This window comes from Streptomyces pactum (assembly GCF_002005225.1).
GTDB lineage: Bacteria > Actinomycetota > Actinomycetes > Streptomycetales > Streptomycetaceae > Streptomyces > Streptomyces pactum_A.
Map to the genome: position 1 here is coordinate 277,286 of NZ_CP019724.1, position 24,859 is coordinate 302,144.

General features: G+C 69.8%; 20 protein-coding genes and 5 pseudogenes. 13 read left to right on the forward strand and 12 right to left on the reverse strand.

Going from position 1 to position 24,859, the window contains the following annotated elements:
• Positions 1-205: 205 nt before the first annotated feature.
• Positions 206-1,978, reverse strand: a complete 1,773-nt coding sequence (locus B1H29_RS01110; protein WP_055421556.1) for a cholesterol oxidase substrate-binding domain-containing protein — start codon at positions 1,976-1,978, stop codon at positions 206-208.
• A gap of 214 nt (positions 1,979-2,192) precedes the next feature.
• Here B1H29_RS01110 and B1H29_RS01115 point away from each other — a divergent pair, with 214 nt between their 5' ends.
• Positions 2,193-4,676, forward strand: a complete 2,484-nt coding sequence (locus B1H29_RS01115) for an SCO7613 C-terminal domain-containing membrane protein (protein ID WP_055421647.1) — start codon at positions 2,193-2,195, stop codon at positions 4,674-4,676.
• A gap of 217 nt (positions 4,677-4,893) precedes the next feature.
• Here the strand turns inward: B1H29_RS01115 and B1H29_RS01120 are convergent, their stop codons facing one another.
• From B1H29_RS01120 to B1H29_RS01145, 6 genes are all read right to left on the reverse strand, one after another.
• Positions 4,894-6,612 (reverse strand): acyl-CoA dehydrogenase family protein, encoded by a 1,719-nt coding sequence (locus B1H29_RS01120; protein ID WP_055421555.1) that lies wholly within the window; start codon positions 6,610-6,612, stop codon positions 4,894-4,896.
• A 171-nt stretch (positions 6,613-6,783) separates the two neighbouring features.
• Entirely contained in the window at positions 6,784-7,350 is a 567-nt protein-coding gene (locus B1H29_RS01125; protein ID WP_055421554.1) for a PadR family transcriptional regulator, read from the reverse strand.
• Between the two features lie 188 nt (positions 7,351-7,538).
• Positions 7,539-8,072, reverse strand: a complete 534-nt coding sequence (locus tag B1H29_RS01130) for a GNAT family N-acetyltransferase (RefSeq protein ID WP_055421553.1) — start codon at positions 8,070-8,072, stop codon at positions 7,539-7,541.
• Positions 8,073-8,486: 414 nt separating this feature from the next.
• Positions 8,487-9,089 carry a GPP34 family phosphoprotein gene (locus tag B1H29_RS01135; RefSeq protein ID WP_055421552.1) on the reverse strand — a complete coding sequence of 201 codons (603 nt, stop codon included), beginning with the start codon at positions 9,087-9,089 and terminating at the stop codon, positions 8,487-8,489.
• Between the two features lie 171 nt (positions 9,090-9,260).
• Positions 9,261-9,521, reverse strand: coding sequence for a GlsB/YeaQ/YmgE family stress response membrane protein (locus B1H29_RS01140; protein ID WP_055421551.1), 261 nt, complete (start codon positions 9,519-9,521; stop codon positions 9,261-9,263).
• A 225-nt stretch (positions 9,522-9,746) separates the two neighbouring features.
• Positions 9,747-11,510: a lysyl oxidase family protein gene (locus tag B1H29_RS01145; RefSeq protein WP_055421550.1), complete on the reverse strand. Its 1,764-nt coding sequence runs from the start codon at positions 11,508-11,510 to the stop codon at positions 9,747-9,749.
• Positions 11,511-11,932: 422 nt separating this feature from the next.
• Here B1H29_RS01145 and B1H29_RS01150 point away from each other — a divergent pair, with 422 nt between their 5' ends.
• Both B1H29_RS01150 and B1H29_RS01155 read left to right on the forward strand, forming a co-directional pair.
• The gene (locus B1H29_RS01150) at positions 11,933-12,676 is read left to right on the forward strand and encodes a VOC family protein (protein WP_055421549.1); all 744 of its coding nucleotides are present in this window, start codon (positions 11,933-11,935) and stop codon (positions 12,674-12,676) included.
• A gap of 193 nt (positions 12,677-12,869) precedes the next feature.
• On the forward strand, positions 12,870-13,394 hold the full coding sequence (locus B1H29_RS01155) for an SUKH-4 family immunity protein (RefSeq protein WP_159027752.1): 525 nt from the start codon (positions 12,870-12,872) through the stop codon (positions 13,392-13,394).
• A 33-nt stretch (positions 13,395-13,427) separates the two neighbouring features.
• On the opposite strand, the gene B1H29_RS39775 is transcribed toward B1H29_RS01155, so the two are convergent.
• Positions 13,428-13,556: a hypothetical protein gene (locus B1H29_RS39775; protein ID WP_267892006.1), complete on the reverse strand. Its 129-nt coding sequence runs from the start codon at positions 13,554-13,556 to the stop codon at positions 13,428-13,430.
• 5 nt (positions 13,557-13,561) lie between these two features.
• Between B1H29_RS39775 and B1H29_RS01160 the strand changes: the two genes are divergently transcribed.
• The 6 genes and pseudogenes from B1H29_RS01160 (at position 13,562) to B1H29_RS01185 (ending at position 17,388) form a co-directional block, all read left to right on the forward strand.
• The gene (locus tag B1H29_RS01160; protein ID WP_055421547.1) at positions 13,562-14,167 is read left to right on the forward strand and encodes a DinB family protein; all 606 of its coding nucleotides are present in this window, start codon (positions 13,562-13,564) and stop codon (positions 14,165-14,167) included.
• Between the two features lie 538 nt (positions 14,168-14,705).
• Positions 14,706-15,053: pseudogene (locus tag B1H29_RS01170) on the forward strand (IS5/IS1182 family transposase); the annotation flags it as partial.
• Positions 15,054-15,575: 522 nt separating this feature from the next.
• Positions 15,576-16,184: a GNAT family N-acetyltransferase gene (locus tag B1H29_RS01175; RefSeq protein WP_234393178.1), complete on the forward strand. Its 609-nt coding sequence runs from the start codon at positions 15,576-15,578 to the stop codon at positions 16,182-16,184.
• Positions 16,181-16,455: pseudogene (locus B1H29_RS40115) on the forward strand (IS630 family transposase); the annotation flags it as partial. The gene B1H29_RS01175 and the pseudogene B1H29_RS40115, both read left to right, overlap by 4 nt.
• The gene (locus tag B1H29_RS37885; protein WP_159027753.1) at positions 16,416-16,688 is read left to right on the forward strand and encodes a hypothetical protein; all 273 of its coding nucleotides are present in this window, start codon (positions 16,416-16,418) and stop codon (positions 16,686-16,688) included. The pseudogene B1H29_RS40115 and the gene B1H29_RS37885, both read left to right, overlap by 40 nt.
• Positions 16,689-17,223: 535 nt before the next feature.
• On the forward strand, positions 17,224-17,388 hold the full coding sequence (locus B1H29_RS01185; protein ID WP_234393177.1) for a hypothetical protein: 165 nt from the start codon (positions 17,224-17,226) through the stop codon (positions 17,386-17,388).
• A gap of 1,021 nt (positions 17,389-18,409) precedes the next feature.
• Here B1H29_RS01185 and B1H29_RS39780 read toward each other — a convergent pair.
• Both B1H29_RS39780 and B1H29_RS39980 read right to left on the reverse strand, forming a co-directional pair.
• Positions 18,410-18,532: a hypothetical protein gene (locus tag B1H29_RS39780; protein WP_267892005.1), complete on the reverse strand. Its 123-nt coding sequence runs from the start codon at positions 18,530-18,532 to the stop codon at positions 18,410-18,412.
• 197 nt (positions 18,533-18,729) lie between these two features.
• Positions 18,730-18,921 (reverse strand): annotated as a pseudogene (locus tag B1H29_RS39980) (NUDIX domain-containing protein); the annotation flags it as partial.
• 286 nt (positions 18,922-19,207) lie between these two features.
• Here B1H29_RS39980 and B1H29_RS01200 point away from each other — a divergent pair.
• Complete coding sequence (locus B1H29_RS01200; protein ID WP_063787550.1) at positions 19,208-19,945, forward strand: dienelactone hydrolase family protein; 738 nt, start codon at positions 19,208-19,210, stop codon at positions 19,943-19,945.
• A 192-nt stretch (positions 19,946-20,137) separates the two neighbouring features.
• Here B1H29_RS01200 and B1H29_RS01205 read toward each other — a convergent pair whose 3' ends face one another.
• A complete protein-coding gene (locus B1H29_RS01205) occupies positions 20,138-20,872 on the reverse strand; it encodes an alpha/beta hydrolase (RefSeq protein ID WP_055421646.1) in 735 nt (244 codons plus the stop codon).
• Positions 20,873-21,218: 346 nt separating this feature from the next.
• On the opposite strand from B1H29_RS01205, the pseudogene B1H29_RS01210 reads away from it, so the two are divergent.
• Positions 21,219-21,401, forward strand: a pseudogene (locus B1H29_RS01210) (dihydrofolate reductase family protein); the annotation flags it as partial.
• A 138-nt stretch (positions 21,402-21,539) separates the two neighbouring features.
• Here the strand turns inward: B1H29_RS01210 and B1H29_RS01215 are convergent.
• Positions 21,540-22,751, reverse strand: coding sequence for an MFS transporter (locus B1H29_RS01215; RefSeq protein WP_055421544.1), 1,212 nt, complete (start codon positions 22,749-22,751; stop codon positions 21,540-21,542).
• Between the two features lie 668 nt (positions 22,752-23,419).
• On the opposite strand from B1H29_RS01215, the pseudogene B1H29_RS01220 reads away from it, so the two are divergent.
• Together B1H29_RS01220 and B1H29_RS01225 are read left to right on the forward strand one after the other, a co-directional pair.
• Positions 23,420-23,942: pseudogene (locus B1H29_RS01220) on the forward strand (ATP-binding cassette domain-containing protein); the annotation flags it as partial.
• A gap of 423 nt (positions 23,943-24,365) precedes the next feature.
• Positions 24,366-24,791 carry a DUF6892 domain-containing protein gene (locus B1H29_RS01225; RefSeq protein ID WP_055421543.1) on the forward strand — a complete coding sequence of 142 codons (426 nt, stop codon included), beginning with the start codon at positions 24,366-24,368 and terminating at the stop codon, positions 24,789-24,791.
• The last annotated feature ends 68 nt before the right edge of the window (positions 24,792-24,859 follow it).

The window sequence follows — 24,859 nt, forward strand, 5'->3', positions numbered from 1 at the left end:
GCAGGACTCGGCAGGCGCCCCGGGCCCTCAGGTCGCCGACCGCTGACACGCCGTCCCCAGCGGGGTGGTCGTGCAGCAGCGTGGCCATGGCAGCCGCCCCGTTGTCCAGTCCTGCCTCGGCCGCTGGAGGGCCGGCAATGCCCTGCGCGAGCCAGGGCGTCGCGGAATCCGGCTCTCCCCGAGGGTCACGTGTCAGGCGCCGGGGTCACACCCGTACCAACCGGTCCGTGAAGTCGTTGCCGAAGACACCGTGGGGGTCGAGCCGGTCGAGGATGCCGACCGCCTCCGCCCACTGTCCGCGCCCGTACGAGGCCGGGATCACGGTGCCGATCACCTCCTGGTCGGCCCAGGCCGCGGTGTCGGTGTACCCCCAGCCCTTGGACCACTCGACGCGGGTGAGCGCGTAACCGCCTTCGAAGGTGCGCAGCAGGAAGCGCTCCAGGTCGCGGTAGAAGGCGTGCGCTCCGGGTGTGGTCGGCTGGGTGAGCACGTCGATCCACACCGCGCAGTCGAACTCCGGGTGGTCGGGGTGCGGCCGCACCACGGACAGCAGCGGCGGACGGGCGCCGGGGGCCGCCGACTCCGCGGGCCTGTCCAGTCCTCCGACGCGGATCTCGACCTGACCGTTGACCGGGTACCTGCCGCGCAGCGCCGATGACTTGAGCTGCTCGCTGTAGTAGGCGACGAACTCCGAGACGACTCTTTGCACATCGGCGCGCCTGGTCAGGACGGCATAGCCGTTCGCGGTCTCGCGCAGGGTGGTGGGGCGCAGGTAGAACTGGAGCGTGTGAGCGGGACCCCACAGGTCGCCGGCGAGGGTGGCGGTCAGGCCGGTCGCCGCCACCGTGTACTGGGCGAGACCGAGTTCGGGAGCGAGGAACCAGGCGCCCTCGGCGGCGAGCCGCCCCGCCAGACGGGCGACCGGTGTCGGCAGGACGTCGCTGAACGGGTAGTTGTACGGGTGGCTGACGGGGCGTGAGGTGGCGGGGCGTTGCGGGCTGAGGCTCCACACCTTCAGCCAAGGCCGGTCGGTGAAGGCGAACCAGATGGCTTCCACGCGTCCCGCACGGTCGAGGAAGTCGGCGAACGTGTTACCCCGGCCGGCCGCCGCGCTGCCGGGCGCCGCGAACAGTTCGTCGCTGCTGATGTCGACGCGGCTGACGCAGCGCAGCGGCACCTCCTCGCCTACCTGGAGCACCACCTCGGTCAGCAGTCCGCGTCCGATGTGGGCGGCCAGCGCCTCGCACTCGTCGTCGGTTCCCCGGTGGAAGGTGCGCACCACGTACTCGGCGCGTCCGGTGTCCCAGACGACCGCGGTGAGGGAGAGGACCAGGTTGCTGAGCGATCCGTAGGTGTGACCGGGGCGCGCGGCCTCACCCGCGGCCGGCACGCTGGTGCCGTGGGCGTCGATGGCCAGGGTGCCGCCGAGGGTCAGCTCCCCGGGTGCCGGTGTGTTGGTGACTCCGAGGCCGTGGTCGGCGAGGAATGCCATCAGGGTCTCCAGGAGCACCCCGGTCTGCGCGCGGACGGCGCCGGGCGCACCGGCGGGCGGCGTGACGAGTTCCATGCCGGTGAGGTGGTGGGTGGTGTCCATGAGCAGGACCCGCTCGTCCGACTCGGCGGGACCGGTGATGGTGAGCGGGGACCAGGTGTGCGCCTTGCCGCGTGCGCGCAGCCGCCAGCCCTCGCGGTGGGCCCAGTTGGCCAGGTCGGCGACGTCCTGCGCGGTGCGCGGCGCACAGGCCCATAAGCCGCTGTGGGTGATCTCGCCTGCCCAGTTCACGTAAGGGGTGCGGTACGCGGTCAGTCCGGCGGGCAGTTCGGGCGCGGCCGAGGGGGCTGCCGCGGCCGGGTGTGCCCCGGCCGCCCATGTCTGGAGCGGTACGCCGACCACCGCGGCGGTCACCGCCGCCGCCCGGATCACCGCGCGGCGGGAGAGACGGGGAGCTCTGGCTTCGGGAGTGAAATGTTCAGGCATGAACTTGAATGTACGTCGTCAGACTGTCGAGTCGGGGAAGAGTGGGAAAATGCGGCCGAATCGCTCAGCACCCAGCCGAAGTGGCGCGGTTGCCGTCGGTGACACGGCTCGGCATGGGGACCGGGTGGAGGAGCGGCCGCCGGGCCGGGACATGAGTACGGACTGAGTACGCGCGCTCATGTCCGGCGAGGTGATGGAGGCCACACTCCGAGGCATGATGAACCTTCCGCCCCCGGCCGAGGAGTTGCGGCTCCTCGACGCCGAACTGCGGCAACTCGACGCCCGCCGCGTCGTCCTGCTGCGGCGCCGCGAGTGGCTGATCCACACCCTGCGTGCGGCCCGCGGCCCCCAGACGGCCGGGGGCACCCGGCCCGGGGCGCCGGACTGGCCGGCCGGTGCCGGGACCGCCGTCGACCGGCCGGAGGCCACGGCACCAGGCGTGCAGAACGTGCTCCTGGTCCTCGGCGGAATCCTCCTGACGATCGCCGCAGTCGCCTTCACCCTGGTCAACTGGGGCGACATGGGGGTCGCCGGCCGGGCGCTGGTGCTGGGCGCGGTGACCGTGGGGGTGCTGGGCGCACCCGTGGCGCTGTTGCGGCGCGGACTGACTTCGACCGCCGAATCAGTGGCGGGTCTGGGGATCGCACTGACCGTGCTCGACGCCTACGCGCTGCACGAGGCCGCGTTCACCGGCACGGACGGTCTTGGCTACGCGGCCGCCGCTTCGGCCGTCCTGGCGGGAACGTGGGCCGCGTACGGCGTCGGGGTGAGCGCGCAGGCGCCACCGCCCATGACGGGCGCCGCGGCGCAGGAAGGCCCGGCGCGGAGGGGCCCGCGTCTCGTACTCCGGCTCCCCCTCCCCCTCGCGGCGGCTGCCACGCACCTGCCCCTGCTCTTGTGGGCGCTCGCCATCGACGCGGGTCCGCACACCCTCACGGCCGTGCTGCTGGTGACCTCCGCGGCCGATACCGCTGTCGCACTGCGGACGGCACCCGTTCCGGTCCGGGTCGTCGCCCTCGTCGGCGCATGGGGTACGGGTGTCCTCGGCGCTCTGTCGGCCGGATGGCTCTGCTGGAGCGCGTCCGGTGCGGGCACCGCCGCACGGGCGGCGACCCTGCTGTTCCTCGCCGCGGCCATCGCCCTGACCGCGGCCCGGTTCGCCCCGCAGCGGGACGTCGCCACGGGCGCTGCCCTGGCCGCGGGCCTGTGCGCGGTCGCCGGGGCGGGCGGAGTGCTGCGCGCTCCGGCGCCCGGCGAGTGGGCGGTGCCCGCGTGCCTGGCCTGTGGGATCGCCCTGCTGGCGGTGGTCCGGACACAGCTCCCCGCCCCCTTGCGTCAAGGACTGGGCCTGGCTTCGCTGACCGTGCAGGCCCTCGCGGTGCTGTGGGCGGTGCCGTCGGTCGCCAGCGCGCTCTTCGGTCCGGTGGCCGGGGTGGAACGGCCCTGGTCCGGCATGCCGCAGGACACGTGGGCCGCCGTGTTCACGGACGTGCTCCGGCCCGCGCACGCGAGTACTGTGCCGCTCGTTCTCGCCGCCGTGGCCGGCGTCCTCGCGGTGGCCGGGCGCGGCGCCGCCTGGCGTCCGGCGGCGGCGGTGGGGGCACTCGTCCTGGGATGGGCGGCGGCGTTCGTGCTGCCGACGGTGCTCGAACTCCCCTACGGGGCCGGTCTGGTGGCTCAGGGCGCCGTCGTCGTGGCCGCGTTGGGCTTCGCCGAGTGGGCCCGGCGCGCTGCGGCCGGGCCGTCCCCGCTGTCCCGCACGGCCGTTCTCCTGGCACTCGTCACCTCTGTCGACGTCGCCTTCGCCTCGCTGGCTTCCGAGCCGGTGACGATCGGCGTGCTCGTCGCGCTGACGGTCCTGTTCGGTGCCTCGAGCCCCCGCCCGGGGCTCGGCCTGTTCACGGCGCCCGCCTCCCTCGTGTACGCCGCGGCTCTGGCCTGCGCGATCGGCGCGTCCGCCGGGTGGCAGCCGCAGCACACAGCGCTGCTGGTCCTCGTCGTGCCCGCCGCCGCGGCCCTGATCGCGGCACGTCTCGCGGGCTCGCCCGCGACCGTGCCGGTCGAGGGGGCGGGTGCGGCCGCGGGGCTGCTCGCGCTCGTACTCGCCGTGACCGCCCCACCGGTGTTCGCCCTGGTGCTCTCGCTCGGTGGAGTCGTCGCGTCCGGGACCGCGCTGCGACCGGATCGGCGGCCGGCCGGCTACGTGGCCGCCGTACTGTTCCTGCTGGCCACCTGGGTGCGTCTGGCGGCCTGGGACGTCACCACGGCGGAGGCCTACACCCTGCCGGTGACCGTGCTCGCGCTGGTCGTCGGGTACCTGCGCCGGCGCCGCGACCCGGCGCTCTCCTCCTGGACGGCGTACGGTGCCGGACTGGCCGTCGCCCTGCTGCCGAGCCTCCTCGCGGCGTGGGGCGACCGGCACTGGCTGCGGCCCCTGCTGCTCGGCGCCGCGGCGCTGACCGTGACCCTGGTGGGCGCCCGGAGCCGGCTGCAGGCGCCGCTGGTCCTCGGCGGGAGCGTGCTCGCACTGGTGACGCTGCACGAACTCGCCCCGTACGTCGCCCAGGTCGCCGGCGCGCTTCCCCGGTGGGTCCCGCCCGCGCTCGCCGGTGCGCTGCTGCTCGCCCTGGGCGCCACCTACGAGCAGCGGCTTCGCGACGCACGCCGGCTCCGGGGGGTGCTCGGGCGGTTCCACTAGACCGGCCCACTCACGTCCAGTCGCCGTCGCGGTCACGACGTCGCACGCGGCTACGGGCACGCGCCACTGTGCCCTCGTGTCCGGCGTTCGGGCCGCGCGCCCGACTGGGCACCACATGCGCCCCGGGGCCTTCGGGGCCGGCGGTGCCGGTCGAGGCGCGGGTGGCGGAGCCGGCCGCCTGCGCCTAACTCACCACCCTCGCCTGTCACGGCATCGGCTACGGGGCCATCTCGTAGGCGCCGGACAGCGCCTCGACGCGCTCCCAGACACGGCCCGAGCGAGCTTCGTCGACGACGGGGCGGCGGATGGCGTCCAGGGCCCAGCTCTGCTGCCGTTCCGTGGCGGAGTCCTTGCCGTGGAGATCGACGGCGTGCCCCGAGAAGTCGCGGACGAGCACGGAGAACAGTTCGTCGAGCACATCCTCGTCGAGACCGGTCAGCGCGGCCTGCTCGAGGATCAACTGTCCGTGCACCACGAGGGCGAACAACTGGCCGACGGCGAGCAGGAGGTCCAGGTCACGGCTCTGCCGCTCGTCGGGAGCCGCGGTGGTGACGAAGGCGCACAGAGCATCGGCCTGCTCGCGGAACCGGGCCACGTTGGGCACCCCGGCACAGGCGTCGAAGGCGGCACGCCAGTCATGGAACCGGATGGAGCCGAGCCCTCGGGCCGGGCCCTGCCGGAAGAGGAACGCGTCGTCGGCCGCGTCGAGACGGGTCGGCACCCGCGGCTGGTCGACCGGGTCGAGCAGGTGGTTGCGCATGAACTTCAGGATCAGCGCGAGATTGACGTGCACCGTGCCCTCGAGCTTCGGCAGGCTCCGGATCTCGATCGCGGCCTGGGCGAAGTAGTTGTCCTTCTCGAAGCCCTTCGCCGCGATGACGTCCCACATCAGGTCGATGACCTTCTCGCCCTCGGTGGTGACCTTCATCTTGGTCATCGGGTTGAACAGCAGGTAGCGGCGGTCGTCCGGGCCGGCGGAACGGAAGTAGTCGACGGCTCGGTCGCTGAACAGCTTCATACCGACGAGACGTACGTAGGCGTCGATCAGTTCGCGCCGCACGTGCGGGAACGCGGTGACGGGCCGGCCGTACAGGATGCGGTTGTGTGCGTGGGTGACGGCCTCGTACATGGCGTGCTCGCAGATGCCGATCGAAGCCGTGCACAGGTTGAACTTGCCGACGTTGACGGTGTTCAGGGCGGCGTCGAAGGCGGCCCGTCCGGTGTGCAGGACGTCGTCCGGGCCGACCGGGTAGTCCTCGAGCCGGAACTCGCTGACGTACTTCGAGGAGTCGACGACGTTCTTGACCAGGTGGTACGCGGGGTGGCGGCTGTCGGCGGCGAAGAAGACGTAGCCGTCCGGGCCCTCGATGTCGGTACGCCGGCCGAACACGGAGACGATCCCGGCGGCGTTGCCGTTGCCGATGTAGTACTTGGAGCCGGTCGCCCGGAAGCCGCCCTCGCCGTCGGGTTCCAGCAGCATGTCCGTGGAGTAGATGTCGGCACCGTGGCTCTTCTCGGAGAGGCCGAAGGCGAACACCTCGCCCTGGGCGAGGAGTTCGTTAGCCCGTGCCCGGGCACCGGCGTTGCCGCTCTGCCAGACCGGGCCGAGCCCGAGGATGGTCACCTGCCACGCGTACCAGTAGTCGAGGCCGTAGAACCCGAAGATCTCGTTGAGGGCGGCGATACGGGCGGTGTCCCAGCGCTGGTCCGGCCGGCCGCCCTCTGCCGCCGGGGTCAGGAACGTGGCGAACAGGCCTTCCTTGGCGGCGAAGGCGAGGAAGTCCTCCAGCCAGACACGCGAGCGGTAGTCCTCGATCAGCCTGCGCTTGCCGCGCGCCTCGAACCAGTCGACCGTGGCGCGCAGCAGCCTGCGCGTCTCCGGGTCGAAGTGCGCCGGGTCGTAGGTGCGCGGGTTGAACAGGAGCTGGTCGGCCATGAGGTACGCCTTCCGGGATCGGGTCTGACGGGGTGGGTGTCGCGGGGGGCGGGACGGAGAGGGGCGCGGGGAGCCGGGCCGCGGGGGTGCACGGGTGCAGGGGCGCAGGGGTGTAGGAGTGCAGGGGGGCGAGTGCCGGTCGGCGGGGCCGGTACGGGCACTCACCGTGTGTCAGGTGCCGGACCGTGCCGCGCTGAGCCCGTGCAGGGTGTCGAGGACATCGTCGAGCCACGCGATCGTCATCCGCTCGAAGGCGATGCCGCCGCGCAGGACGACGTGCTGGAGTTCCTGTCCGACGTCCAGTGGCCGGGGCGCTTCGGGGCCGGTGAAGTCCCGCCGCTCCCCGGTGAGGTAGCGCCTGAGCCGGTCGTCGTGGGCCTTTCGGTGGCGCTCGACCTCGGAGATCAGTGCCGCCGGGTCGTCGAAGGCCGCGCCCCGGATCTTCACGGCGAGCTCGTGCCGGATGCTCTCCGGTTCGACGGGCTCGTGCAGCCACGCGGAGAGTGCCCTGCGGCCGGGCGTCGCGACGGTGTACTCCTTCTTGTCCGGCCGGCTCTGCTGCGGCACTTCGCGGACGGCCAGGAGGCCGTCGCCCTCCATGCGTCGCAGGACGCGGTAGATCTGCTGGTGCGTCGCGGTCCAGAAGTAGCCGATGGACCGTTCGAACCGGCGCGCGAGTTCGTAACCCGAGCCCGGCTTCTCCAGCAGCGAGACGAGGATCGCGTGTTCGAGCGCCATGCTCCGATCCTGCTATGCAACTTGTTGCATATACAAGCCGCCGGATCCGGATGAGACGCGGCTCACCCCGTGCGGGATCTCGCCTCGTGGGCGGCCTGCCCCTGCGCCCAGGACTCAGACCAGTCGGGCGGCCGCCACTCCTGGTACGGCGTGTACTCCTGGTACAGCGTCTACTCGTCGTACGGCGTCTACTCCTGGTACTGGGTCAGGTCGATGCCGTACACCGCCAGGTCGTAGCCGTGGACCGGGTGCTGTGTGACGCCTTCCGCCTCCATGCCGAGTTTGTCGACCACGTTCGCGGAGGCACTGTCGCCCGTCCGGAAGACGGCGACCACACGGTCGAGACCGCGGTCCTGCAGGGCGAACTCCAGTGCGGCGTGCGCCGCTTCGGAGGCGTATCCCTGTCCCCAGAAGACCCGCCCGAGCCGCCAACCGACCGCCACCTGACCGGCGACCTCCGTCGGAGCGTCGGCGACGGACAGTCCGACGGCCCCCGCCAGTTCGCCGGAGCCCAGAAGCTCGACCGCGAACATTCCGAAGCCTTCCTCGTCCCACCCCTCCTCCCACGCCTCGATGTCCTCGGCGGTCTGCTCCGGGGAGCGCGGGCGGCCGTCGCCGATGCCCCGCATCACCACCGGATCGGCTTGGATCTCGGACAAGGGGGCAAGGTCGTCGTCCAGCCAACGGCGCAGGACAAGACGGGGGGTGCGGATCTCGGTCATGCCCCCATCCTGCCGACGAGGGGGCGAGAGCGCGAACTGCGGCGTCGCTCCCCCGGGGGCCCCGCAGGGTCGGTCGGCGCAGTTCTGCAGCCGATCAACTCCGCCGGCTTCCGGCTGCACGCCCCGGCCCCTCGACGCCTTCGCGCCCGCCAGGGTGGCCATTTCGCCCACCCCACGCCCCTCTACACAACTGTAGAAGATGAGCTGCTCCGGCAAGCCCCGCCTCTCACGAGGGCACAGCGTGCCCCTCCCTCCCACAAACACACCACCGCCGAGAAGGAGAAGGCCCTCGGACGCAGGACCGAGCGGACCGGCGCGACGCGCACGGACTCGGTACCTCCGCCGTGGACGGGCCGGGGTACGGACGACGAGCGGACGGCACTCCCGGAGGGACAGCCGCGTCCTCGCCGACCGTCACATCCCACGCCAGATGTTGTCGAAGGCCGCTTGTTCGATGCTGCGACGCTGCCGGATGTCCGCCAACTCCACCACGGCGTCGTTGACGGCGGCGAGAGCGGCCGCGATCCCGTCATCCTCGGGGTCCGCGACCTGATCCGCCGACTCGTGCCGGATTCCCACCGCCGCCGCGAGGCCCACCAGCACAGGGTCGCCGGTGGCCCAGCGGTCGGTGGCCCGCCGGCGGGCCATCGGATCGACCGGATCCGGCCGGTCGGCGGTGCGCCGTGCGGTCCATCGCGAGCGCCTGCGGCCGCCGTCGCCCGCCCCCGCGGCGGCGAGGTACTCCGCCGCCAGACCGCGCCCCCGTCGCCACAACCAGTCCTGCACGGACTCGGCCGGTTCCGGCCTGACGAGGGACGCCGCAGCGTCCAGAAGTCGGTCACCGCTTTCGGGCGGAGCAATCGGCCGGATCAGGCCACCTTCGAGGGACACCGCCCCGGCCTCGAGCAAGTCGACCAGCTCGGCCCCGGCCAGGGCCAGCGAGAGGTCGCCACGCTCAACGGGGTAGTCGGAGCGAACCTCGAGAGAGACGATCGTCAGGTCATGTGCTGTGGTCATGGCGGGAGCTCCACATCTGTCACATCTGCTGCGACATGGCGACCGTGATCCGGTCAGCCTACCCACACGGCGAAGCGCGGGCGGGCCGTGTCCCACTCTCACGGGAACACGCGCTCGAAAGAACGTGTGCCCGTCAGCCGGCGGCTGACGGGCACACACCGTGCACGATTCTCAGGCACGTCGTCGGGACCAGAGAGGGGTGACAAGGGCGATGAGGAGCGCCGCGACGGCGATCTGGAATATGTGGCGGATCCAGTCGATGCCGCTGGTGTCGCCTACGCCGAAGGCGGTGGCGAGCGCGTTGCCGACGACGCCCCCGACGATGCCGAGGATGGTCGTCAGCCACAGCGGGATGGGCTGGCGTCCGGGGATGACCAGCTTGGCCAGCAGGCCGATGATGAGTCCCGCGATGATGGCCCACAGAAACGACACGACTCTCCTCCATACAGTGCTGCCAGAGTTCGGGCGTCTCCACGAGTGCCCCATGGGCACGGCCGTACGCCTGTCCGGCGTACCCGGCCTGCGTCCCGGGCGCCCTGCGCCGACAGCGGGCACGTCCGGCCCTCATTCCGGCTCACCGCGACGTGGAGGAGGCGGCGGCCACTGCACGTGGCCGCCGCCCTCACGGTCCGCGCGAGACGGCTTCAAGCCGAGCCGTCAGTTGGCGTTCACCAGGTCGTGCGCCGGCACGGTCACCGTCCGCTTGCCCGGCTTGCCGCCGAGCACGATCTTCCGCAGAGCGCTGTTGTTGCCGACGTTGGTCTCCTTCAGCCGCTTCTCCGGATTGGCCAGCACCTGGATGTAGTAAGTGCCGTTGGGCACAGTGGTGATGTCGAAGGACTGGCCGGGCAGGTCCTGGGAGTACGTGTCACCCGAGCCGACGTCCAGCACCTCGCGTACGGAGATCGAGTTCTCCTGGCCGCAGGCCGTGGCCAGATCGGTGTTGTACGGGTGCCAGTTGGCGTTCTTCACCGTGTAGTCGACCGCGTCGGTGTTGGCCAGGCAGAAGGCTTCCTTGCCGCTGCGTACGGCCTCCTTCTTGTCCGCCTTCAGCAGCCGGTAGCTGGCGAAGTCGGTGAAGTGCCAGTGCACGTGCCCCGGACGCGGGTCCCACTCCATGGTGCCGGTGGGGGTGTAGCCGACCTGCTTGCCCTTGGCGTCGTAGAAGTACTGGAAGGCGTCCATCTTGGCTTTGCCGGGTGAACGGAAGCCGTCCACCACGAGCTGGGCCGGACCGGCGTTCCACACGTTGGCGCTGAAGGCCAGGTAGTCCTTGCCGGGGATGTCCTTCTCGCCGTCGCTGACGACGATGCCGTAAGCCGGCAGCGAACGCAGGTCGGGCTTGGGGACGTCCGGGACGGAGGCTTTGCCGACGGGCCGCTTCGACAGCGGCTTGAGCGCCGGCGCCTTGCGCGATCCGTCGGTCTGGCCACCCGTGTCACCGACCCGCATCGAGCGCGCGGCCTGCTCCTTCTTCAGGGCCCACGGCAGGGCCGGCGGCGCCGCCTTCAGCGGTCCGTGGCCCACGTTGTACGAGGGGCCGGCACCGCTCGTCACCGGCGCGGCGGCCTGGGCGCGCGTCGGGGCGTGCCCCGGCCCGTGGCCGGAGTGTGCGGTCGGCGTCTGATGAGCGGCTCCGTGCTCCGCGTGCTCGCCGGCCATGGCGGACCGCGCGGACCGGGACGCGGGTTCGGTGACCTCCTGTTCGTCCTCGTAACTCCGCTCCTCCACGATCACCTTCACCGTGGCCGCTTTGTTGGCGATGCCGAACAGGTCACGGTACTTCTTGGCGACCCCGACCTTGGCGGTGTACGTGCCGGCCGCCAGCTTGACCGGCTCGGTGTAGGCACCCCCGTAGGTGTTGGCGGCCCAGCCCTTCTCGACGCCCCACACGGAACCGAGGGTGAACGGGTTGGTGGGGCAGCTCTCGGGATACTTGGAGGTGGCGGGCGCGTCGGGTCGCACCCGGCCGCTGGCGTTGTTCGGGCAGAAGTCCTCGGTACGGGTGAGTACCTTCTTGCCCGCCTTGTCGGTGACCGTGATCTCCGAGAAGCCGGGCAGCCCGGAGAAGTCCTTCACCGTGCCCTTGGGCAGCACCTTGGCCTTGGCCTTGCCGCCCTCGTGCACGGTCTGGGCGACGGTCACCGGGTCCTTGTAGGACTTCCTGGTCACCTTCAGCTCCAGCGGCGCCCCCTCGGCGGTGAGGTAGGTACCCAGGTCGAGGTAGACGCCCGGATCCTCCTTCCAGGAGGTGAGTGTGAGCGAGTTGGTCGCGGCGATGAGGCTCAGCTCGGGCCCTGTCGCGGCCTTCGCCGGCTCCGACGTGACGGCCACGAGGCCGGCTGTCACGGCCATGGCGGCGACGGCCGTGGCGGTGGCGAGCAGCGGGCGCCGCAGCCGGGTGGTACGCGTTCTGGTCATCGTTCCCTCGTCCTTTGGATGCTGTGAGAAGGAGACAGGCAGCAGTCGGCACGGCTTGTCGGCGAGAACAGCCGCCGGGCCGGCACGGTGAGGGGCACTTCCTGTGCCCGCGCTGTCAGAGGAACGGATCGGATGCGCGGTTGTCCGGGAGGCGGAAGACGGTGAAACCTTGGCCGGATAGCTCCATAGTCGATGAAATCGGGTCGATGTCACGGGTACGGCCCATCGGCGACAAGTCTTCTGCTAATGAGCTGGTGCACGGTTGACGGCCATGGGGACGAGTCCGTGACGGCTGGTCATGGTCGGGTGGTGGGGAACGCGGCTCGTGCGGTGCTCACCGGTAACCGGGGGATCACGGGCTTGACGGCCGGACTGACACCTTCGCGCGCCCGTCCGATGAGGGACCACCTAAGGTGTGCGGGATGACATTGCAACTTGTTCAGGTGAACTTCAAGGCCCGCGACGACTCGGCGCTCGGCCGGTTCTGGGCGCAGGCGCTCGGCTGGGGTCTTTCCAGCGAAGGGCCTGGCGTCACCAACCTGGAACCCGTGGGCTTCGACTGGCCGGACCCGTCCGCCGTATGCATCGACCTCGTACGCGTTCCCAGCCCGGAGACGGTGAAGTACCGCGTGCACATCGAGCTCGCCACCACCTCCGACGCCCATGAGGCGGAGTTGGTCGCACGTCTGAAGGAACTCGGGGCGACGCCCGCCGATGTGGGCCGGGGCGACGGCGACGCGCCCTGGACGGTGATGGCCGACCCGGAAGGCAACGTGTTCAGCGTCCTGAAGCCCCGGGAGCTCTACCGGGACACCGGGCCGATAGCCGCCGTGGTCGTCGACTGCGCCGACCCGCGGGCCATGGTCCGGTTCTGGGGCGAGGCGATCGACTGGACCGTCCACGAGCTGACCGACGACCGCGCCCTGCTGCGCTCCGTCAAGGGCGTCGGGCCGTACCTGGAGTTCCGCCGCACGCCGGACGACGAGGTCATCTGGAACCGCGTCCACCTCGACCTGATGTCCGACCCCGTCGAGGATCAGGCGAGGGAGGTCGCCCGGCTCGAAGGCCTCGGCGCGGTACGGGCCGACGTGGGTCAGGGTGATGTCTCCTGGGTCGTCCTGGCCGACCCGGCGGGCAACGAGTTCTGTGTCCTCGGCCGGGGCTGACGCGGGGCTCGGCCGTACAGGTACGGGTGGCAGCCGTTGCCGGCCACCACCTGCTGGCGTGCGGCGCCCATGCCACGACGGGAACGTCCGTTCCGGCCGACCTTGCGCGCCGTGGATATGCAGGGTGTACCCGTCGGCCGAGGCACTCTGACGCGTACTCAGTCCGATGCGGGCTGCGGGGAAGACGGTTCCGTTGCACTCGCCGACCACCTGCCCGGCGGAGCCGAACGAAGTGGCGTTGGGCGAGTCCGCGATCACTGCCGAAAAGAGCGGACTCTCCATGAATACTCACTTCGTCAGCCTCGGCGTCATGCACGGTGAAGCGGAATTTCTCGTCCCTCGTGGTTTCTTCACCTACCGGGCACTCGATGCACCCGAAATGGTTGAGTCAGATTCAGGGAGAACGCTGATTCGTTTCGGTGTAATGGGCCTGAGTGTCTCCATGTACCTCGACAAGGACTCACAGGAGGTTCTGTACGGACTGAGCCCCGGAGACGTCAACATCGTGAATACCTCAGTTTCGCACTTCACTCAGTGCATCCTCCGATTGAGTGACATATTCCCTTTCTACGACGACGACTGCGATTCTGACGAGTGGGAGGTTGGCGCAGAGAAGGTGGAAGACGTTATTCGTGAGGTCGACCCGAGTGCGTACCACGAGGGATCTTACTGGTATGAATTCCGATGGGACGTGACGATGGGGAATTTTCACGGCTGAGCTCCTCCTTGACTACGCCGCTAAGAGGTCGTCTCACGTGGCAAGTTCCGCGAGCTTCTCGTAACAGGTCAGGGCGGCGGCCACGGCCAGACCTCGGCTCTGCCAGTCGTCGCGGACCACGTACGGGATCTTGAGACCGCGAGCAGCCCATGGCAGGCTCATGCCGCATGATCGAGAGATTCGCGAAAGACAACCTGCACGGGAGACTGCGGCGGGACCGCAAGGCGCTGCTCTGGAAACTCGACGGCTTGTCCGAATACGACGCCCGCCGGCCTTTGACAGCGACCGGGACCAATCTCCTCGGCCTGGTCAAACACGTGGCCACCGTCGAGGCCAGGTACTTCGGCGAGGTCTTCGACCGACCTTCCCCGCACCCGCTGCCCCGGTGGCAGGACTCAGACGGCAGCGATCTGTGGGCGACCGAGGACGAGAACCACGATCAGATCATCGGGTTCTACCGGAGCACGTGGGAACACTCGGACGCGACGATCGACGAGCTTCCCCTCGACGCCCCCGGCCACGTGCCGTGGTGGCCGGAGCCTTATGCCGACACCAACCTGTTCGCCGTCATGGTCCATGTCCTCGGCGAGTCCATCCGGCATGCCGGGCACGCCGACATCCTGCGCGAGGGTCTCGACGGCCGGACCGGGTTGCGCGCCGAACTCGAGAAGCAGATCGACGAGGAAGCCCGTGCAGTCCACTGCGCGAAGATCGAGCAGGCCGCCAGGTCGGCCGCGTCAATCAAGGCACAGAGGTTGTCTCACGTCACTTGATGTTCGTGCGGCACCCCGACATATCCAGGAGGAGTCACCCGCGCTCCGCCAGGCGCCGGGCTTTCGACCGCAACCTCTCGACCTTCGCCGGCGTCGCTCCAAGGCCCAGCTTCACCGCAATCTCCTTGGCTCGAAGCGGCCCGTGCCCCGTGGACCGCCACTGTTCCAGCACGCCCAGGTTCCGCTGATACTCCGGCGCCAGAACCGTCACCGGCAGCTTCCCGAGAGGGCGGCACCGTCGAGCCCGGCACCGGCGCGAGCGACGGCGCCGCTTCCTCCTCCGCCTCGGTCGTGGTCACGGCAGTGGACTCGGCCACGTCACTGGCGGGTGCTGCGCGAGGCGGGCCTGGTGTATCAACGCGACGCTGGCAACGGGCTCTACATGCGCCTGCGCAAGGACGACCTGGATCGCAGATTCCCGGGCCTGAACCAAGCCGTTATCGCTGCAGACTAGAGCAAGCCTTCGGACTCACAGCCACTCGCATGCACAGCCTCACCTGGTCATGGTGTGATGATTTTCGCCGACCGGACCATCTGACACCTCGGCCCACTTCTCGCGCTTCAGCCCAGTCGGTGTTTCGCGAAGCACACCGTCCGCATCGTGGACGGCACTCTGGTGCCCACCCGGGACCACGCGATCGCCGAGCGGTCCAAGAACTACCGCTACTCCACCAACCACCAAGTCGTCGTCGACGCCGACGCCCGTCGCGTCGTCGTGGCCGGCCATCCACTGCCAGGCAAGCGCCCAGGTACACGCCCGCGTCGAGCACGTTTTCGCCCGCACGGGAGCCTGGAAGATCCTCCGCGACTGTCGCCTCAAGGCAACGGCGTCCACCACGCAGCGCTTGGCGTCGCCCGCCTGCACAACCTCAACGCCTCCAGATAGATCGGCCGCCTCGCCACGACGGGCCCCACTCGTCCGAAGATCAAAGCGGGACAAGCGCCTTTATGCGTCTCTCACAGACGGTCGTTTGTGAGAACAGGAGCAGACGACCGGGTTCATCCAGGGTGGCCCACCCTCGCTGCACAGCGACTTGGCTGCGATCGTCCGTGACCAGATCACGCCGGCCGTGGCAGCGGGTGTCGAACCAGTTTCGCTCCAGGCCGATCCGATCGTCGCGGTCCTCGTGAACCGTTGCGCACATCTCCTCGGCCGCTGTGACGATGCCAAGTCGCGCAGGCAGCTCCTAATCCGGCGGCTGGAACGTATGAATGACCCTCGCAGAGAACGGTACGTCTCGTTGCTTGCGGTGATCAACGGCTGGCCGGGTCCGCAGAGTTTGCGGCCGGTGCTCGACTGGGCCGTCGATGCCCTGCAGGCTCGGACACAGGGATGAGGGGGCGGCTGCGGGGCGGGATCGACCTGTCGCCAAGGTCAGATCAATGCCCTGCTGCATATGATCCGGCAGTGAACTCTCCCGTCATACTCAAGGTTGCCGCGACGCCGACCACCCCCGCTCTCGTCCTTCGTCCCTGGTGCGCGGAAGACGTTGCTGCGCTGGTTGAGGTGTACCGGGACGCCGAGCTGCGGCGTTGGACGAACTCTCGTATGGAAAGTGAAGACGATGGACTGAGATGGGTGCAGGATCAGGAGCAGGGTTGGGCAGCAGGCAGCCGGTTCGCCTTCGCAGTCCTTGAGAGGGCCCTTGACGCGGCGCCGCTGCGGTTGGTGGGCAACGTGGTACTCAAGGAAGTCGCATCCGGCAAGCCTTCCGCAGAGGTCGGCTACTGGACGGCGGCACAGGCTCGCGGACGAGGCGTGGCCCAGCGAGCCCTGAATACTCTCACCGCCTGGGCCTTCGACGCTTTCCAAGCGAATGGTCTGGAGTGCCTCGAACTCCTGCATCAGGTCGACAACCTGGCATCCTGCCGCGTCGCCGAGAAGAACGGCTACCAGTTCGACAGGCTTCTGCCATCGGCTCCTCCTTCCTACCCTCTCGATGGTCATGTGCACGTACGGCGCCAGCTACCTGACGCCTTCCCCTCGGCACCTGCCAACGCCCACTTCTCTGCCTGACCACTGAGATTGAACGGTTCACCCAAGGCGAGGCGAGCTCGTTGATCGCCAAGGACCGGCGGTCGGCGTCCGTTCCGTGCAGCGTTGGCGGCAGATGTGCGACGAGGGCGGTCCGCGGGCTCTGCGGTCACAGGACCGGCGTCGCCGTCCGAGGCTGAGCCAGAAGCAGTTCGCCCAGTTGGAGGCGGAGCTGGCCAAGGGGCCCGCCGCGCACGGCTGGGAGGACCAACGGTGGACGCTCGCGAGGATCAAGACGGTGATCGGCCGGCGCTTGAAGAGGCGGTCATGACCCCGGCCGACCATCGCGGCCCCCGCGCCTTCCCCGACCTTATCCGCTCCCTGGAAACCCGTGTGGACCACTGGCGGGTCCTCTACGGCGTCGGCGGCTACCCACAGGCCGCCGACCGGCTCGTCCCCCTCCTCGCCAACGGCCTGCGATGCATCGATCCCGCCCGCAAGCACCCAATCCCGCCGGCCTCTACCTGTCCTGTCTGGCCGAGCTGAAGGACCCCATCGCCATACCCGTGATCACCGACACCCTCACGTGGGCCAGCCAACACCGAAGCTGGACCGTAGTGACCGACGCCCTCGACGCCCTCGCCGCCTTCGGACTCAACGCGCAACCCGCCCAGACCCTCATCCGCCCCTTGACCAACACTCCTGACGACGCAGTGCGCGCCGCGGCCCGAGCCACGCTCGACGCGCTCACCGACCGCCAAGCGCCCGACCCCGCCCGGTCAAACCCGGGAACGGCTACGCGTAGGAACCGCCCTACTGAACCCCTCGAGGCGCCTCGCGGTGCTTGGGCGAATTCTGAGCATCCAAGTTGTCCATCCGGGTCAACTGCCGCGCTCAGTGACAGGAACTGTGACTGAGCACTTCACCTGACGGAGGAGTGCTTGAGTTGGCGGGACTGAGCGCGCCACATGGCGAACCACTTCGCAGAGTGGTCCCCAGATTCAGGGACCGACCACTCCCGGCAAGTCCTCCTACCATGGGCACAGCGTTGGTGTGGCTTCGGCGGAGGTGCCCGGGGAACGTGAAGGACGTAATGATAGGGATCCTCGTCGCCCTTGCCATGTTGGCGATCTTCATTGCAGTCTTTTGGACGATGGCTGCCAGCAGCGAGGCTGATCGGGACGACTGCCAGTCGGAGGCCGACAAGTACGGCAATCGCGCGACCTGCATTGTCGTGGTCAGGTGATACGTCAGTGCCTCAGGATCAGCGTCCAGGCGAGGCCCGCCCCTTGGTCCACGGATGCCGCGGCTTCGCGGTGCCAGCAGAGCGGCGCGTGAGGCGGAAGCGGCGTGGTCGTGGCGGCCGAGCAGCATACGGGCCGACCCGATCGTGCACACGCGTTGAGGCCTGGTTCCCCGGCAGTCCGGCTTCGGCGCCCTGACCGCACCCACAGAAAGATCACGCCGACGCGGTGCAGGCGAAGCCAGGGCCCCGCGAGGAGGGGCGTCGCGTAGACCCCGGCTGTGGCGGCTGGACGTCACCCGGGCCAGGCGCATGGACGCCCGGCCGGTCCGCCGGAGAGGGAGCGTACATCTGCCCATTCCTTCACTTCGCCGCGCGGCGGGTCCCGGTGGTCGCTACCCCAGGGCGTCCGACCCAGGCTCGATGGTGGGAAGCGACGCGTAGTCCCTCGCGCAGGCGACCTCGCAGGACACCGACACGCGTTCTGCCCTCGAGGACCTGAAAACCGATGGCCGACGGGTCCGGGAGCCGTCGGTCGATCAGAATCGGGGCACGCATCCACGTCCCGTGCTCTTCCCAGTGGCGGCCGACCTCTGCGGGGCGAATCTTCACCCAGTGTTCCGGGTTCTGGGCGAAGCTCTCGATGCGGCCGACGCCGGGCGCCCCGGTCGGCATCTCACCGAAGTTCGCGGCCGGGATCGTCTCCAGCCGCCAGGTGATCTCACGCAGGTCGACGCCGCCGTTTTCCTGCTTTGGTCGTGCACGGGGTGTCCCTTCATCTGTGAGAACGGGAACGGGCGCAGCGGTTCGCTGCGCCCGGGTGGCTTGCGGGGTGGGGCTGCGGGGCGGCCGGAGACGTGTCGACGGCCGTCTCGCAGGCATGGGGGGGGGGACGGGTTGCGTGATCGCGGTCGGCGGGAGGTGAGGGCGGCGCGGTGCTCGTCGCGGTGCGCGGCCGCGGAGGGCTCGGCGACGGTCCTGAGGTAGTGCGGGTTTCCGACGTCACCGTGTTCGCTGCAGACGACTAGGCGGCCCTCCCGGGGCAGCCGGAGTGCGGGTCGCGGGGCTTGCCGGACGGCTTCACCTCGTGTGTGCAGGGGCCGTTGTCGGCGTGGCGGGGCTCCACGCGGACGGTGATACGTGCCACTCGGAGGTTCTCCGTGTCGGCGACGGATGTGCCTCGCCCGGGCGGGAAGGGCCGGGCGAGGCGCGGGGATCTCGTGGTGAGGGCTCAGGAGGACACGGCCGCGCGGAGGATGTCGGCGTGGGGTCGAACGCCAGATGGTTCGGCAGGCCGTTCAGGGGCCACCATCGGGCGGTGCGGGCGTCGTCTCCGGCGGTGGTCTGGATGCCGACGGGGACGATGACCGCGTAGGCGTCGGTGCTGTACCTGCCGCGCGGCTCTCGGCTGGGCTGGTCCCACGTGCCAATCTCGCGCGGGTCGTCGGCAGGGGCGCGGACGCCGGTCTCTTCAGCCAGCTCCCGGGCGGCGGCCTCGCGGCTCGACTCCCCCGGGTCGACATGGCTACCGGGCAAGCCAGGCGGGTCGCGAATTCTGGCCGCTCAGTCGCAGGAACCCGCGCGTTGGTGGACGGCAGGGCGCTCTGCACGGACGAGTTCAGGGACACCCGCCTGTCATGCGGGTGTGACCGAGATACTCCCCAAAGGGGCAACGGGATGATGTCGACAGCGCTGCCGTGGGGACGGGGTTTGTGACGGTTCTTGTGAGCGCTCGCCGTATTCCACAGGGGTAACCCGCGCTGTTCTGCCAGCGGCAGAACAGCGGCCGGATCGGGCTCGACGATCACTACAGTCCAGTCTCATGACGACGATTACGACGCGTCCGGTCCAGTATCCGGCCGACGGTCTGACGATGATCGGGCACCTCGCGCTCCCGGCCGGTGTCGACCGCCGGCCCGCGGTGCTGCTCGGACCAGAGGGCATGGGGCTCAGCGACGTCGAGCGCCGCCGGGCAGATGCTCTCGCCGAGCTGGGTTACGTAGCGCTGGCCTTCGACCTTCACGGCGGGCGCTATTTGGGTGACCCCGAGGAGATGCTGGCCCGTTGCCTGCCGCTGCTCGCTGATCCCGACCGGATGCGGGGGATCGGCCATGCGGCGCTCGACGTTTTGCGCACCGAGCCCCGGACCGACCCCGACCGGATCGCCACCGTCGGCTACGGAACCGGGGGCGCCGTCGGGCTGGAACTCGGGCGCGACGGCGTCAACCTGCGCGCGATCGGGACAGTCAACGCACTGACCACGGGCCGACCGGGCGAGGCGGCGCGCATTCGCTGCCCGGTGTGGGCCGGGGTCGGGTCGGAAGACCCGATCATGCCGCCCGCACAACGGAACGCGTTCACCGCTGAGATGCAGACCGCGGGCATCGACTGGCGCCTCACGGTCTACGGCGGAGCCTTGCACGCCTTCCACCACCCGCCGGTCGACCACTCCACGGTCCCCGGCGTCGGCTACCACCCACAGCACGCGCAGCGAGCCTGGCGCGACGTCGTCGACCTGCTCGCCGAGTGTCTGCCCGTGCCGGAGAACCTGGGGGCATGACCCAGGCAAACACACTGGCGCCAGGCCTGATCGGAATCGGGCACTGACAGTCCCCTCCCCTCAAGACCGCACAGCAGAACAGCATTCGGGTAGATGCTCGATCGCGGAGACGTATGCACAACTGCCGCAGTTAGGTGGGCAGCATCCTGGCCGACACGGCTTACCGTCTGCTGGTGGCTTGACGGCCCGGCGTCACTTCAGGTGCCGGGCGAGGAATCGGCCCGCTTCGTCGCTTGCGGACTGCGGGACGCCGGTGTGCCCGCCCATGTTGGCGTGCAGGGTCTTCTCCTTGGAGCCAAAGGCGTCGAACAGGTCCAGGGCCGCCTGCCGGTCGTTCCCTTCGTCGTCCCACTGCAGCAGGACGTGCAGCGGAATGGTGACCTGGCGGGCCTCCTCGAACATGGCCCGGGGGACGAAACTCCCGGCGAACAGAACGGCGGCCGAGATGCGCGGCTCGACCACCGCCAGCCGGGTCCCGATGGAGATCACTCCCCCCGAGTAACCGACCGGGCCGCCGATCTCGGGCAGCGACAGGAGGGCGTCCAGGGCAGCCTGCCATTCCGGGACCGACTTGTCGACGAGCGGGAGGATGAGGGCGTCGATGATCTCGTCGCTGACCGGCTCGCCGGCCTCCATGGCCCGACGCAGGTCGGCGCGGGCCTGCTCGGCGGCGGGCCAACGGGGCCGGTCGCCGCTTCCGGGGAGCTCGATGGTAGCCGTGGCGAAGCCGTCGGCCGCAGCGTGCCGGGCCCGGGCCACCAGCCGGGGGTACGTCTTGCGCAGCCCGAGAGGAGGAGGGCTGAGCAGGATCAGCGGCGCCGGTGCGGATGCGGATGCGGGCGTCCACAGGATGCCGGGGATCTCACCGAGGGTGAACTCACGCTCGATGACGGCGTCGTCGAGACGCTGTTCAGAAGTGAAGTGCATGGTGGTGCCTTTCGGGAGAGCCATTGAACGGCGCTCCCGGACGACCTATCGCCCGACCGTGACCCCGGAGGGGAGCACCCATGTCGATACGTTCACGGGTACCACCTCCTCGTTCTCTTGCACGGCCTCCGGAAACGTAGCAGTGGCCGCCGTGGTTCCACCAACGGGTTTCTGCGGAGGCTCTGTGGCCGAGCACCATGGCGTCGGAGTCTCGACTGTCACTGGGTCAGGAAGTGCACGTCCGCCACCGATTCGAGCACCGAAAAGCCGGCGTCGTCGCCGTACCGGAACGGCGTCGGCATCATCGCGATCCAGGAACTGCTCGGTCACGAGTGGATCGCCACGCCCCGACCGTTTCCGGGTGGTCGTCTTCCCCGTCATCACCGGGGCCACCGGCAAGGAACGCATCTTCGACGGGTACCCCGACATCACCCTCGACCTGGTCGACAGCCGCACCTTCGACGGTCGCATGCAACTGCTCGAGTACATCCCCACCGTCCTCGACGGCCCACCCGGCGTCGGCGACTGAACGACGTCCCGTAAGCCCTGCTCAGGGGCGTGCCGCTCTGGGTGGGGATGCTGTTCTCACCCGCGCGGGCGACGCGGCCGGGGTCAGCGCCTTGGGCCGCACATCCGCGGATGCGCGCTCAGGGAGCACGCGTCGACCTCATCTGCGGTGCTTTCCGTGGCGGGGGCGGGGACGCGTGCCGAGGGTGAAGGCGCTGAGAAGGCCGAGGCACTGCAGCGCGGCGCAGATGGTGATCACGGTGCGTATGGCTCCCGGCTCGACGACTGCCATGAGGACGCCGGCGAGGGGATAGGGCACGAGCAGGATCAGCACCGTCACGGACAACGTGCTGCCGAACACCTCGGCGGGGATGAGATGGGAGCGCAGGGTGCGTAGCACGACGGCCAGGACGCTGTCCCCGGCCAGGAAGAGAGCGGCCAGGATCAGGTACGCGGGGTAGGAGTCGGCGTGCGCGATGAGGAAGCACGGCACGATGGCCACCAAAGCCGCACAACGGCCCACCCTCGTCAGCCCCCACCGGTCGATCGCGACGCGGGAGGTGGCGACCGCCAGCAGTGAGGCGACGGCCGCACAGGACCACACCAAGCCGACCGACGCACTGGACTGGCCGAGTTCCTGCACCACGATGACGGGGGTTGCCGCCTCCAGCAGACCAAGCGCCAGGTTGGACAACGCCAGCCCTGCGACCAGCCACGCGAGAGTCGGCAGCGCGCGCAGGGTGGACCAGCCAGTGCGCCATCCCCGCGCGGCGGGCCCGGTCGCTTCCGGTGGCTGCGGAGGTGACTGGCGGGAGCCCGGGGCGATGGCGGCCGACAGCAACGACATGGCACTGATCACCAGGAGCATGCCGCTGGAACCGCCCCACTGCAGAAGGAGGCCGCCTGCCGCGGGGCCGACCAGAGCGGCTGCCTGGTCGATGCCCAGCAGAACCGACTGGACGCGGTGAGCCCCGTCGCCGGCGTCACGACTGGCCATCGCACCGACGCTCTCGGCCGCGATGAAGCTGAACTGGGTCAGGCATCCGGCGCACGCTGCCAGGAGCATCACCAGACTCGACGCCGTTCTGTCGTCAGCCATGGCCAAGGCGGGCACCGCGAGTCCGCCGACCAGCGCCCGGGCCGAGGCCGCAAGCCGGAAGACCCGTGCGGGCCCGAAACGGTCGACGGCCATGCCGGCCAGACTGAACGTGCACAGCCGCGGTGCCCACGCCAGCATGAAGGCGGCTCCGGTCAGCGACGAGGAGTTCGTCGTGCTCAACACCAGCAAGGGGATGCCGTAGGTGGCCATGGAGGAGGCGGCCGCGTCCGCGAGGCGAGGCAGATAGACACCTCGCACCCGGCCGTAGGACACGGTGCGGGCATGCCGGGGCGCGGCGGACCGGACTTTCGTGGATATCAAGGAGACGTGCTTCTTCTGTGAACCGTGCGGTGGTCGATGATCGACCTGGACAGGAATGGACAAGTCACGGCAAGACAATTGTTTCCAAGCAAACCCCTGGGAGCTAGGCAGGCCGCGTTCCGGACCGTGGTCACGAGGGCGGACCCGCTCCGGACAAGCCGGTAACGGGCGCCCGACGCCGCACAGCCCACGGGGGACACCCGGGGACTGCGACGTGACACCGGCGATCAACCGGCACACTCCTAACAGCGTGATCAACTCGCGATACGTTACGCCGGGTAAGCCGAGGTCACGCATGCCGAGCGGGGAGCCGAGGGTGACCGGCCCGGCAGGTAGACCCAACCGCTGAGCACCACTGTCACCGCCCGTCGGGTTCTTCCCTCCCCCGAGGTGGTCAAGTCCTGTTGGGGATGTAGCCTCGAGCGACGCAGTGGGCCTGATGGCGTGTCAGGCCCGTGTTGTGCGGCTGGTGCTGTGCCAATCGTCGCCTCGGCAACTGGCGGCCGCTCAGGTGTCATCCGGTGCGCCGAGCGTGACGGGACGCGCGTCTTCGGCGCTCAGTGGTCCGGGCCCTGCTCCACACCGCCGCCTGGGGCCGCCTCTACGGCGAGAGGGAGTGGAATCCCTCGCTCACCGTCGGCGACATCCTGGCCGGGCCACTGATCGCGCACGGCACGAGCCCGCGGGAGGCCCGGGGCCGGGTCCCAAGCCTCCTCGACCGCGTCCACCTGCCCGCGGACGCCGCCCCACCGGCTGCCCCGCGAGTTCTCCGAGGGCCGGCGGCAGCGGGTCGCCATAGCCCGCGCGCCGGCTCTGCGCCCCCGGCTGGTCATCTGCGACGAGCCGGTCTCCGCGCTCGACGCGACCACCCAACGGGCCGTGCTCGACCCGCTGCTGAACATCCAGGAGGAGGCCGGAACGGCGCATCTCTTCGTGACGCACGACCTGCCCGTGGTGCGTTTCATGAGCCACCGGGTGGCGGTCATCCACCGGGGAGAGATCGTGGAGACGGGCGACGCCGCCGACGTCACGGGGGCTCCCCGGCACGCCTGCACCCGGGCGCTGATGCTCGCCGCCCCGGTGGCGAACGTCGCCGCGCAGCGCCGACGCCGGGCAGCGATGTCGGGTAGCGATGTCGGGTAGCCGGAGAACCGGTGGCGGCCCCTGAGTCAGCCGGCGGTCGTACCGGCCGACCCGTTCGTCCGGACAGGACGGCCCTGGGCCGGCACAGCACGTCCCCTGCCTCGGACGAACGACGAGCCGCGCCGATCACCGGCCCGCCATTAGGTGGCGGATCGAGCGGAAACGCCCGGCCGGTCAGTTCTTCCCGTGCCAGGTGGCGGTGGTCGTTCACCCGGCGCTTCAGGGGCGCGTGGTCGAGTGACAGGGCCCGTACACGTGCCGTGCGCGCGGCGCGTTCGTCGTCCGTCTCCTGGGGTGCGGAGGGCCGGCGCCCGGCAACGGGCGGTTCTGCCGCGTCAGTTGGCGAGGGCTTCCGGACCAGACGCGCCCCGGTTTCCCTGCCGCGATGGTCTTGGTGTCAGTGGTGCCGTCTAGGTTGTGCGCATGGCCACGTTCAAGGACTTCAACTTCAAGCTCATCGTCGTCGAGCAACTGATGTACATCGATGAGAGGCTGACGCCACAGTTCCGCCTCGCCGACCTCCTCAAGGAGAAGGGGCTCGGCGACCCCTGGGAGTACGCCCAGCAGCACGGCCTGGCGTACCAGATCGTGCCCGAGGCACGCAGCTACTTCGAATCGCTGAGGATCGGCGACGGGCTCCTGGCCGACGTCGAGGAGCTGTGCATGGACGGCGGGAACCAGGTCTACCAAGAATGCGCCCCGGTCTGGGACGGCGAGGACGACCTGTTCGACGTCGCTTCCCTCGACGACCTCGTGCTGCTTCCGAACCTTCGGCGCGTCCTCGGCTCCGAGTTCCTGGGCCCGGAGTTGCGCAACGTCCTCAGCGCCCGCGGCATAGCCGCCGACTAGCGTCGCGGGAACCAGCGGCCTCGGCCACAGGCGTGAGACCGATCAGCAGCGGAGCAGGTGAAGGGAGA

Excerpts from the sequence above, each read along its gene's own strand:
- B1H29_RS01130 (WP_055421553.1), bottom strand. The coding sequence starts at position 8,072 with ATGACCGAGATCCGCACCCCCCGTCTTGTCCTGCGCCGTTGGCTGGAC.
- B1H29_RS01125 (WP_055421554.1), bottom strand. The coding sequence starts at position 7,350 with ATGGCGCTCGAACACGCGATCCTCGTCTCGCTGCTGGAGAAGCCGGGC.
- B1H29_RS01110 (WP_055421556.1), bottom strand. The coding sequence starts at position 1,978 with ATGCCTGAACATTTCACTCCCGAAGCCAGAGCTCCCCGTCTCTCCCGC.
- B1H29_RS01135 (WP_055421552.1), bottom strand. The coding sequence starts at position 9,089 with ATGACCACAGCACATGACCTGACGATCGTCTCTCTCGAGGTTCGCTCC.
- B1H29_RS01150 (WP_055421549.1), top strand. The coding sequence starts at position 11,933 with ATGACATTGCAACTTGTTCAGGTGAACTTCAAGGCCCGCGACGACTCG.
- B1H29_RS01115 (WP_055421647.1), top strand. The coding sequence starts at position 2,193 with ATGATGAACCTTCCGCCCCCGGCCGAGGAGTTGCGGCTCCTCGACGCC.
- B1H29_RS01205 (WP_055421646.1), bottom strand. The coding sequence starts at position 20,872 with ATGCACTTCACTTCTGAACAGCGTCTCGACGACGCCGTCATCGAGCGT.
- B1H29_RS39775 (WP_267892006.1), bottom strand. The coding sequence starts at position 13,556 with ATGAGCCTGCCATGGGCTGCTCGCGGTCTCAAGATCCCGTACGTGGTC.
- B1H29_RS01120 (WP_055421555.1), bottom strand. The coding sequence starts at position 6,612 with ATGGCCGACCAGCTCCTGTTCAACCCGCGCACCTACGACCCGGCGCAC.
- B1H29_RS01225 (WP_055421543.1), top strand. The coding sequence starts at position 24,366 with ATGGCCACGTTCAAGGACTTCAACTTCAAGCTCATCGTCGTCGAGCAA.
- B1H29_RS01160 (WP_055421547.1), top strand. The coding sequence starts at position 13,562 with ATGATCGAGAGATTCGCGAAAGACAACCTGCACGGGAGACTGCGGCGG.
- B1H29_RS01145 (WP_055421550.1), bottom strand. The coding sequence starts at position 11,510 with ATGACCAGAACGCGTACCACCCGGCTGCGGCGCCCGCTGCTCGCCACC.
- B1H29_RS01200 (WP_063787550.1), top strand. The coding sequence starts at position 19,208 with ATGACGACGATTACGACGCGTCCGGTCCAGTATCCGGCCGACGGTCTG.